Source organism: Flavobacterium sp., from assembly GCF_043779715.1.
In the GTDB taxonomy this organism is placed as follows: Bacteria; Bacteroidota; Bacteroidia; order Flavobacteriales; family Flavobacteriaceae; genus Flavobacterium.
Genome location: NZ_JAYWDT010000023.1, coordinates 1 through 10,899, shown reverse-complemented (window position 1 = coordinate 10,899; position 10,899 = coordinate 1). Strand labels below are relative to the sequence as shown.

The window sequence follows — 10,899 nt, the reverse complement described above, 5'->3', positions numbered from 1 at the left end:
TGCTTTTTTTCAAAAGGTATAAATAGAACACAACTTTTTGTTGATAATTTTTTATTTATTCAGGGTGCAAATGTACAACTATTTTTTAGAAATCAAATAATTGTGTAACTTTTTTTCATTTAAAGTAACTAATTGTATGTCTTGTATAATTCTTATATTTGTAAATTAATTTAAACTGAAGTTAATCATGAATGAAATAGTCAAAAAGAACGGAATCACTTACGGAATAATAACTGGTGTGCTTTCTGTACTTATCACAACTTTAATATATGTTATTGATTTAAAATTATTTACCTCAACATGGCTCGGTTTTTTAAGCATTGCTGTATACATAATTATTGGAGTTGTTTTACTTTCAAAAACTAGAAAAGAATTTAAAGGGAGTTTGGCTTTTAAAGATGCTTTTACAACTTATTTTATTTCGGCAGTAATAGGAATCATGATTTCAGTTGTTTTTAATATCATTTTATTCAATTATATTGATCCAGCGGCAAAAGAAACTATCAAAGAGTTAACAATGAAATATACTGTTGAAATGTTGCAAAAATTCGATACACCAGCATCAGCAATTAATGATACTATAAAATCTTTGGAAGAAAATGATCAATTTTCTGTATTCAAATTATTGCAAGGCTCACTTTTCAGTATATTAATTAGTGCTCTATTTGGTCTAATACTTGCTGCATTTTTCAAAACTAAATCATCATTCCCTCAATAGTGAACATATCTATCATAATTCCTTTACTGAACGAACAAGAATCGTTGCCAGAATTAACCTCATGGATTGAAAAAGTCATGTTTGAAAATAATTTCTCTTACGAAGTTATTTTTATCGATGATGGTAGCACCGATGATTCTTGGGAAACTATAAACCAATTATCTAGCAAAAATCCTTCTGTAAAAGGTATTCGTTTTTTAAGAAACTACGGAAAATCTCAGGCTTTGCATGCTGGTTTTGCAAAAGCACAAGGAGATGTTATCATTACTATGGATGCCGATTTGCAAGACAGTCCTGACGAAATTCCAGGATTATATAATATGGTTGTAAATGATAATTATGATCTAGTTTCAGGATGGAAAAAGAAACGTTACGACAATGCGGTTACTAAAAACTTGCCTTCAAAATTATTTAATGCCGCAGCAAGAAGAACTTCTGGTGTGCAACTAAATGATTTTAATTGCGGATTGAAAGCTTACAAAAATACGGTTATAAAAAATATTGAAGTTTCGGGCGAAATGCACCGATACATTCCTGTTTTGGCAAAAAATGCAGGTTTTAGCAAAATTGGCGAGAAAGTTGTGATTCACCAAGCTAGAAAGTATGGCGAATCAAAATTTGGCATGAGTCGTTTTGTAAATGGTTTTCTGGATTTGATTACGATTTGGTTTTTGTCTAAATTTGGAAAAAGACCCATGCATCTTTTTGGTGCTTTGGGAACGATTATGTTTTTAATTGGTTTCTTGAGCGCAGGCTATATTGGGGTTTCTAAATTGATAAAACTATTTTATTTAGACCAAGAAACAATATTAGTAACCGATAATCCTTGGTTTTACATAGCTTTGACCACTATGATTATTGGAACTCAATTATTTCTTGCAGGTTTTCTTGGGGAAATTATTTTGAGAACAAAAAACAACGAAGAAAGATACAAAGTATCGACAGAAATAAATTTGTAACGATTAAGTTTCAATTATATGGCTACTAGCCCCGTCCCGATAGCAATCGGGAGCAGTGAAAATCCTTTTCTTTTTTTCTTTAAAAAAGAAAAGATTGAAACGAAAAGCGGGAAAAGCTTCTAAAAAATAAATAGAAAATGCACATACCACAAAATATATTAGACGCAGTAAATATTTGGCTTACGCCAACATTTGACAATAAAACGCAAGATGCGATTAAAGAAATGATGACTTCTTCTCCTAAAGAATTAGAAGATAGTTTTTATAAAAATCTTGAATTTGGGACAGGCGGAATGCGTGGCGTTATGGGCGTTGGGACCAATAGAATAAACGAATATACGTTAGGAAAAAACACGCAAGGTTTATCGAATTATTTGCACAAATCGTTCCCAAACCAAGAAATAAAAGTAGCTATTGCTTACGATTGTCGCCATAATAGCGATACGTTGGCAAAAGTGGTTGCTAATGTTTTTTCGGCAAATGGGATTAAAGTTTTCTTATTTTCGGATATGCGACCTACACCTGAATTATCTTTTGCTGTAAAACATTTGGGTTGCAAAGCCGGAATTGTGCTCACAGCTTCTCATAATCCGCCAGAATACAACGGTTACAAAGTATATTGGGAAGATGGCGGACAACTTGTTCCACCACAAGATAACGAGATTATTCAGGTGATTGATACGTTAAATTATGACCAAATAAAATTTGAATCCAACGAAAATTTAATCGAATATATTGATGTAAAAGTTGATGAAGCTTTTATCAATTCAACTATCGATAATGCAAGCTTTAACACATCGGCAACAGCAAAAGAAAATTTAAAAATTGTTTTTACTTCTTTGCACGGAACTTCGATAAAATTGATTCCAGATGTTTTAGAAAAAGCAGGATACAAAAATGTACAAATTGTTCCCGAACAAGCTATTCCTGACGGGAATTTTCCAACTGTAAAATCGCCAAATCCTGAAGAACCAGAAGCACTTACAATGGCAATGGCTCTAGCAGAAAAAACAAATGCTGATATTGTTGTAGGAACTGATCCAGATTCGGACAGATTGGGTGTTGCGGTAAGAAATACCCAAGGAAAAATGGTTTTGCTAAACGGAAACCAAAGCATGGTTGTGATGACACATTTTCTGTTAGAACAATGGAAAAAACAAAGTAAAATTACTGGAACAGAATTTATAGGTTCGACTATAGTTTCTACACCAATGATGCTTGAATTAGCCTCTGCTTATGGTGTTGAATGTAAAGTTGGTTTGACTGGTTTCAAATGGATTGCTAAGTTTATTAAAGATTTTCCTAATCAGAAATTCATAGGTGGTGGCGAGGAAAGTTTCGGATTTATGGTTGGCGATGCCGTTCGTGACAAAGATGCTGTTGCTGCAACACTTTTAGTTTGCGAAATTGCTGCTCAAGCCAAAGAAAAAGGAAGTTCGTTATACCAAGAATTGCTTAAAATGTATGTCGATTTTGGTTTTTATAAAGAACATCTAATTTCGATTACCAAAAAAGGAATAGAAGGTTCTAACGAGATTAAACAAATGATGGTCAATTTACGTGAGAATCCATTAAAAGAAATAAACGACGAACGTGTAGTATTTATTGAAGATTACCAAAATTCAACCGCCAAGAATTTATTTACTGATGAGATAGAAACGCTAAATATTCCCAAATCGAATGTATTAATTTATTATCTTGAAGACGGAAGCAAAATTTGTGCAAGACCAAGCGGAACCGAACCTAAGATTAAATTTTATTTTAGTGTGAATTGTGCTATACAAAACGTTTCGGAAGTTACTGAAGCTGAAAATTATTTAGATAACAAAATAAAGAATATCATTGTCTCAATGAACTTAAACTAATGGATACAAATCTCTTAAAACTAATTCCTTACACAAAACCATACAAATCACATATTATTTGGAATGTGATTTATAATATATTGTATGCTTTATTTAGTACAATATCGATGGTAACAATGTTTCCGTTACTAGAAGTTTTGTTCAAAACAAGTAGAGCAGTAAGTCACAAACCTATTTATACAGGTATTGCAAACGTTACCAGCTATAGCAAAGAATTGTTGTTTTACCATATTTCGAATTTAAATAATGAGCATGGTCCACAATATGCCTTATTACTTGCAGTTGGATTAGTTATTACCACGTTTTTATTCAAAAATTTATTCAATTATCTTGCGTCTTACCACATTATGCATCTTAAGAATGGCGTGCTTCGTGATTTAAGAAAAAAGATGTTTGACAAAATTATCGAATTGCCATTATCTTACTATTCTGAAAAAAGAAAAGGTGACGTTATGGCAAGAATGTTAGGCGATGTGGGTGAAGTACAAAATTCTTTTTTTTCAATATTAGAATTAGTTGTAAAAGAACCCCTTACTATTGTATTTGCAATAGTTGCCATGCTTAATATTAGTGTCAAGCTAACTTTATTTGTTTTTATATTTATTCCTATATCTGGTTTTATAATATCTAAAATTGGTAAAAATCTAAAATCAAAATCTACACTTGCACAACAAGAAAGTGGGCACTTAATATCTATCGTTGAAGAAAGTTTGAGTGGACTAAAAGTGGTAAAAAGTTATAATGCCGAAGGGACATTCAAAAAACGTTTTGGCGATTCTGTAAATCGTCTTTTGAAATTATCTAATAGTATTGGAAACAAAAATAACTTAGCCTCACCCATGAGCGAATTTATGGGAATTCTTACCATTGCAGTTTTACTATGGTATGGAGGAAATTTAGTTTTAGTAGATAAAACGCTAGAAGGATCTTTGTTTTTAGTTTATATGTTATTGGCTTATAACATTCTTACACCAGCAAAATCAATATCTAAAGCATCTTATGCGGTAAAAAATGGATTAGCTGCTGCGCAACGTGTTTTTGAAGTTTTAGAAACTGAAAATACAATAACCAACAAAGAAAATGCTATTGATAAGAATACTTTTGAAGACAAAATTGAAATCAAAAACATCAACTTTCGATATGAGGAAGAAAATGTTTTAAAGAACTTTACAATTACTGTTCCTAAAGGAAAAACCATTGCTTTGGTCGGACAATCTGGTTCAGGAAAAAGTACAATTGCTAATTTGCTAACTCGTTTTTACGATGTAAATGAAGGCACAGTCACTATTGATGGTATTGATATAAAAGACATGAAGCTCGAATCTCTTCGTGGTTTAATGGGATTGGTTACGCAAGACTCAATCTTATTTAATGATACTATAAAAAATAATATTCTTTTAGGCAAAGAAAATGCTACCGATGATGAAGTTATAGAAGCACTAAAAATTGCAAATGCTTATGAATTTGTCATGAATTTGCCAAACGGGATTGAAACCAATATTGGAGATGCTGGAAATAAACTCTCTGGCGGACAAAAACAACGTTTGTCTATTGCTCGAGCTGTTCTCAAAAATCCTCCAATCATGATTCTCGACGAAGCAACCTCAGCGTTGGATACAGAAAGTGAAAAATTTGTTCAAATTGCATTAGAAAACATGATGCAAAACAGAACTTCGATTGTAATTGCACACAGGTTATCTACTATTCAAAAAGCAGATAATATTATTGTTATGAAAAAAGGTGAAATTGTAGAACAAGGAACACATACAGAGCTTTTAGCACTAAACGGAACTTATTCTAACTTGGTAACCATGCAGAGTTTTGAGTAGATATTTAGACTTCTTAGATTTTTAGATTACTTAGATTCTAAAGAATAATTAATAATTTGCGGTAAAATATTTTTACAACAAAAATGTACATAAACCACAACAATATTCATCTTTCAGAAAATCCAGATACTATAGTTTGGAAATACTTAGACTTGTCTAAATTTCTAGATTTATTATTGTCGAAAAAAATGTTTATGTCTCGTTCGGATAAGTTCGAAGACCAATACGAAGGTACATTTAGTGAACCTACTTTTGAAGAAATTAAGAAAATTGCAGCCAATAATCCTGAGTTTTTAGATTATTACAAATCACATCGTGAAAAAGTAGCCATAAGCAGTTGGCACACTAACGAATATGAGAGCTTTGCGATGTGGCAAATTTTTACCAAAAACCAAGAAGGTTTAGCCATACAATCGACAATTGGTAGGTTAAAAGAAGCTTTGCAACCTGAAAAACACACCAAACAATATATAGGAGAAGTAAATTATATCGATTACAAAAAAGAATATATTCCGTTTGACGATAATTTTTTTCCATTCCTGTTTAAACGAAAAAGTTTTCAGTACGAACGTGAAGTTCGAATTATTACCGATGTTACGGAACAAAACATTTCGATAAACGACGGACTGAAAATTAATGTAGATATTAATGCATTAATTGAAAAAATATACATTCACCCAAAATCTGAAAACTGGTACAAAAAACTAGTTATCGAATTAGTAACTCAATTAGGCTTCGATTTTGAAATTGAAAAATCAGATTTAGAAAGTGATATTTTGATTTAGTTTATGGGCGAATACTCTTCTATTTTCCAATCCTTATTTTGCAAGTTTACGAAGTGATAATGCACTTTATCGGTCTTATCGAAAGCGCCATTTTTGTTTATATCTTCAATGGTTCTAAAATACAAACGGCAGTTAGATTCAATCAAATTCCAATCTATAAGTTCTTGGAAATTGGCAGCAATTTTAGTAAATCTACTTCCACTAATATCACTTAAATAGATAGTTTTTATATCGTTGGAGTTTATTTTTCCGTCGTTATTAGTGTCCATATCAGCCAATGTGTAGACCAATACCTGCTGCTTGGCTTTATCTGAAACTGTTTTTAAGTAAGTTACTGTTTCTATAAGAACTGGTTTGTCTGTTAGTAAATGCAGCGAATCGGAACCTATTTTCTGAAATTTAAAATTGCTTATATAACCTGTTATTTCGTATTCATTATAATTAGAAACCTTAAAACTTTCGTCTTTATCATATGATGCCGATGCTGAACTTGAGTTAACTTTAGAGCTTCCGTCAGTCATGCTGTATTCTCCCATAGGATGAATTAAAAAAGGCGTTCCATCCATATGAATAGGTAAATCGGCAATTTTTATTTGTGTCGAATCCTTTTTCACAGGTGCTACAACGGCTTTTGCATCTTCATAAATCACTTTTGGCTTTTTAGATTCTTCTTTGCAACTTACTAATAAGATTAGTATTGGGAAAATATATGTTGAGAGCTTTTTCATACTTAAAAATTTATATCAAATATAAGGTTTTTTTAAATTACAACTTTACATTCAGTTTCAAACTAAATACACGAGTTGTCAAATAATTAGGCACACCGTATTGCGATTTTGTATATACATCACGAACCCATGTGTTTGTAATGGTATTTTGGTTGTTAAACATATTAAAAATCTCCAATCCGATAGACAAATCTTTAAACTTTTTCAGCCAATGTCCTTCTTCTTTGGCTCTAGCTCTGTCTGTAAACACATACGAAAAACCCAAATCAGCACGACGATAATCACGCAAACGCTGTTGGTATTGGTACGGATCCGCATAAGACGGCGAACCACCTGGTAAACCTGTATTATAAACTAAATTTAGATACATTTTGAATGTTGGAATATTAGGTACATAATCCTGAAAAAGAATACCAAACTTCAATCGTTGGTCTGTTGGTCTTGCAATATAACCACGATTATCAATATTTTCTTCGGTTTTTAAGTATCCAAAACTCAACCAAGATTCGGTTCCAGGAACAAATTCACCATTTAGTCGTAAATCTAATCCTTGCGCATAAGCTTTGGCATTATTATCGGCTTCATATCTTATTCGTACATTGTCTAACGTGTACGGATTCACATTGGTTAATGATTTATAATACGCTTCGGTAACTAGTTTAAAAGGTCGGTTCCACATCTTAAAACTATAATCATTTCCTAACACAATATGTACTGATTGTTGTGCTTTTACATTAGGAACAACTTGACCATCGGCATTTCGCAATTCTCTATAAAATGGTGGTTGATGATACAATCCCCCCGAAATTCTAAATAACATATCCTTATCCCAATCTGGTTTTATAGCAAACTGTGCTCTTGGACTAAATGTTATTTGGCTATTGCCAGAAATATTTTCGCCACTTACCTGCCATTGGTGAGCACGAACTCCAATATTCGTAAAAACATCGTTAGCTCCCCATTTAGAACGTCGGTTCCATTGTGCGTAACCCGAAAATCTAGAGATATTTGCATAATTTGTGGCTCTCACATTATGATAAGGCACGAGCGGTCCGTAATAAGGATTATATGGCTGCTCATTTCTAGGCATTACAATGGGCGGATTTATAGAAAACCCAGCTGAATCGATCACTTCCCATTCTATTAATCGATCACGAATACTTTCTCGCGTATATTTAATTCCCCATTCTATTTGGTCTTCGTTTTTTTTATGAAAACCTTTTATTTCGGCATTTACAATCAAAGCATCTAAATCATTTCGAGCGTGTGTTAATTGAGAACCTATGGCTTGTGAAAAATTGACATCTCCAAAAGTATCAGATCCCAAATTAGAATCTACTTCTCCCAAACGGTATTCAGCCAAAATATCAAAATATTCTTGTTCGGTGGTGTGGTAAGCTGATGTTATTAATTTCAAATTAAAATTTTCATTTACCGTATAAGTAGTTTTGAAAGCGCCGAAAAGGGTATTGTACCTGTCTTTTTCACGACCTTCATATTCGACCAATAAAGCGATTGGATCACTAATCGTACCAAAATTTGTTTGGCGTGTTAACGGAATATAGTCATATTTGTTCTGAGCGACATTCCCTAAAAAACTAAATTGCCATTTTGTATTTGGCGTAAATGTGATGTAGGATTGCACATCTAGAAAACGTGGTTTAAAATTGGTTTCTGTTTCTTGGCTTTTAACCAAAAGTGCATTGTCACGATATCTAACACCTGTTATTGTTGTCCATTTTTGATTTTTTGAAGCGGTTTCGACAGCCATACTTCCACCAAGGAAACTAGCTTCGAGCGATGCTCCAAATTTTTTAGGTGTTCGATAAGTAATATCTAAAACCGATGATAATTTATCCCCATATTTCGCTTGAAAACCTCCAGCAGAAAAATCTATATTCTGAACTAAATCGGTATTTGTAAAACTCAAACCCTCTTGTTGTCCTGAGCGAACTAAAAACGGACGATAAACTTCGACTTCATTTACATAGACTAGGTTCTCATCGTAATTTCCTCCACGAACTGCATATTGTGTACTCAACTCGTTATTAGAATAAACTCCGGGTAGTGTTTTAAGAATATTTTCGACACCAGCATTTGCACCAGGAATTAATCGAACTGCTTTGGGCGAAATTGTGATAATCCCTTCTACCCTTTTTCGGCTATTATTAGTGATGATTACTTCACCTATTTGTTCGACATTATTATTTAAAATAATATTAAATTCATAATCTTCATTGGGTTTTAATTCTAACGAAACCACCGCAGCTTTTAGCGATATATGCGAAAATTTTAAATTAGATTTCACGTTGCTCGGAATTGTCAAACTATAAAAACCATTTGTATTTGTAGTAGTTTTATTCTCTTGGAAAATAACATTTACGCCTTCGACGGGTTGGTTATTTTCGTCAAGAATAATCCCTTTTACTCTTGCAGTTTGCGCAAAAGAAAATAGGGTAAAAATGAATAAAAGTAGTGTGAATTTAGTCCTCAAAATTATTTATTTTGTTTTATTAAAATTGGATTCAAAAGTAGTAGAATTTCCTAAATTATCTTTTACAATAATTTTAAATTTATTATTCCCATTTATATATACATCATCAGACAAGTTATGCGTGAGTCTATTTAGTTTATTTTCGTATTCCATGAGAATCCATTTTCCGTTTAGGTAAGCGTTATATGATGCAATTCCTGACAAATCATCGGAAATTGAAACTTTTAATGTTTGTTGCTTCTCTAAATTTGCTCCGTCAGAAAAATTTGGTTTATATATAAGAGGTGCAATTGTATCTTTCGATAAAAAGAATTTTCCAAGTTTTTTAGTTTTAATAGAAAATGAATCATCACTTTTTAATGTCGAATTATATTCTTTTCTCGCGTCATCTAAATTGGCTATAAACATTTTCTCTCTATCTGGAACAGGAATTTTTGTAACATCGAAAGTGATTGTAATATATTCATTTACTGCAACAGTATCATCATGAAGAAAGAGTTCGTTGTTTTCCACATCAAATCTTAAATAAAAATCTTCGTAAAAAGTGTTTTCTGGAATAAACACAGAAACTCCTTCTTTTGCATAACTATTATCATTACGAGATTTTAGTAAATAAGATGTTGTTTTGGTTGTTTTGGGTTGTGTAATGGGTAAAATTCCATAAGAAATGGGGATGTTAATAATGCTTTTGTTACCATTAAAATCTTGCAAAACGATTTTATAATTCATTGTAAAATTTGAAGAAACATTTATAACTCCGTCATCTTTCATCATTTTTATAACACTGTTTGGATACAAATAACCTACAAATAGTTTCTGAAAACGTTGCATTTGAGTTTTATATCTCGGAAAATCTATAAATGAGTTAATGTGCTTGGTTTCGTCAAATGAAAAAGAATCGAATTCATAACCATAATAAGGCATTCCGTTTAGGTAAGTATCTAGTTTATAAACACCATTTTTGCCGTAATTATTATCTGACATATCGTACGCATTGATCCCAAATCCTATTTTTCCACTCGCTACAATTTTACTAGCTAAATAAGAACCATCATTTTGTAAAGATAAATTTATAAAAACTGGATTTGAAGTACCATTTATCTGAGATGAATCGCCTAATGAATAGGCTAAAAGCCCTGTGATTTGTGGTGATTTTGTGTCTAAAAAACTCGAATCATATCCAAAAAACAAAGGGTTTATTATTTTTTCGGTTTTAGTATCTCGTATTTCAAAATGCAAATGTGGTCCTCCAGAACTTCCTGTATTACCAGAATATGCAATTATATCCCCTTTTTTGACAAGAATATCATTTGGTTTTGGGAAAATTTCTATTTCGTAGCTTTTTTTTAAATAATGTTCTGAATTTAAAACTTTCTGAATTTCAGGCGCAGCTCTTTGCAAATGACCATAAACAGTAGTAAATCCATTAGGATGGTCTATATATATTGATTTTCCATAACCTGCTGTAGAAATTTTAATTCTAGAAATAAAACCATCGGCAGTAGCATAAACAGGAAAACC

General features: G+C 32.1%; 8 protein-coding genes. 5 read left to right on the top strand and 3 right to left on the bottom strand.

Annotation, left to right across the window (positions count from 1 at the left end; translation table 11 throughout):
* The first annotated feature begins 187 nt into the window (after window positions 1-187).
* The 5 genes from ACH2BG_RS00855 to ACH2BG_RS00835 all read left to right on the top strand — a co-directional run bounded on the left by ACH2BG_RS00855 (window position 188) and on the right by ACH2BG_RS00835 (window position 6,156).
* On the top strand, window positions 188-718 hold the full coding sequence (locus tag ACH2BG_RS00855; protein ID WP_395045845.1) for a DUF4199 domain-containing protein: 531 nt from the start codon (window positions 188-190) through the stop codon (window positions 716-718).
* Complete coding sequence (locus ACH2BG_RS00850; RefSeq protein WP_395045844.1) at window positions 718-1,677, top strand: glycosyltransferase family 2 protein; 960 nt, start codon at window positions 718-720, stop codon at window positions 1,675-1,677. The genes ACH2BG_RS00855 and ACH2BG_RS00850 overlap by 1 nt, the downstream gene beginning before the upstream one ends.
* 137 nt (window positions 1,678-1,814) lie before the next feature.
* Window positions 1,815-3,542 carry a phospho-sugar mutase gene (locus tag ACH2BG_RS00845; RefSeq protein WP_395045843.1) on the top strand — a complete coding sequence of 576 codons (1,728 nt, stop codon included), beginning with the start codon at window positions 1,815-1,817 and terminating at the stop codon, window positions 3,540-3,542.
* On the top strand, window positions 3,542-5,371 hold the full coding sequence (locus tag ACH2BG_RS00840; protein WP_395045842.1) for an ABC transporter ATP-binding protein: 1,830 nt from the start codon (window positions 3,542-3,544) through the stop codon (window positions 5,369-5,371). The genes ACH2BG_RS00845 and ACH2BG_RS00840 overlap by 1 nt, the downstream gene beginning before the upstream one ends.
* 83 nt (window positions 5,372-5,454) lie before the next feature.
* Window positions 5,455-6,156: a hypothetical protein gene (locus ACH2BG_RS00835; RefSeq protein ID WP_395045841.1), complete on the top strand. Its 702-nt coding sequence runs from the start codon at window positions 5,455-5,457 to the stop codon at window positions 6,154-6,156.
* On the opposite strand, the gene ACH2BG_RS00830 is transcribed toward ACH2BG_RS00835, so the two are convergent.
* The 3 genes from ACH2BG_RS00830 to ACH2BG_RS00820 all read right to left on the bottom strand — a co-directional run.
* A complete protein-coding gene (locus ACH2BG_RS00830) occupies window positions 6,153-6,884 on the bottom strand; it encodes a hypothetical protein (RefSeq protein WP_395045840.1) in 732 nt (243 codons plus the stop codon). The two genes, ACH2BG_RS00835 and ACH2BG_RS00830, sit on opposite strands and share 4 nt — an antisense overlap.
* Before the next feature lie 37 nt (window positions 6,885-6,921).
* Complete coding sequence (locus ACH2BG_RS00825; protein WP_395045839.1) at window positions 6,922-9,378, bottom strand: carboxypeptidase-like regulatory domain-containing protein; 2,457 nt, start codon at window positions 9,376-9,378, stop codon at window positions 6,922-6,924.
* Window positions 9,379-9,384: 6 nt separating this feature from the next.
* On the bottom strand, window positions 9,385-10,899 hold a 1,515-nt coding region (locus tag ACH2BG_RS00820), incomplete at its 5' end, for a M23 family metallopeptidase (RefSeq protein WP_395045838.1).

Excerpts from the sequence above, each read along its gene's own strand:
- ACH2BG_RS00855 (WP_395045845.1), top strand. The coding sequence starts at position 188 with ATGAATGAAATAGTCAAAAAGAACGGAATCACTTACGGAATAATAACT.
- ACH2BG_RS00840 (WP_395045842.1), top strand. The coding sequence starts at position 3,542 with ATGGATACAAATCTCTTAAAACTAATTCCTTACACAAAACCATACAAA.
- ACH2BG_RS00830 (WP_395045840.1), bottom strand. The coding sequence starts at position 6,884 with ATGAAAAAGCTCTCAACATATATTTTCCCAATACTAATCTTATTAGTA.
- ACH2BG_RS00845 (WP_395045843.1), top strand. The coding sequence starts at position 1,815 with ATGCACATACCACAAAATATATTAGACGCAGTAAATATTTGGCTTACG.
- ACH2BG_RS00835 (WP_395045841.1), top strand. The coding sequence starts at position 5,455 with ATGTACATAAACCACAACAATATTCATCTTTCAGAAAATCCAGATACT.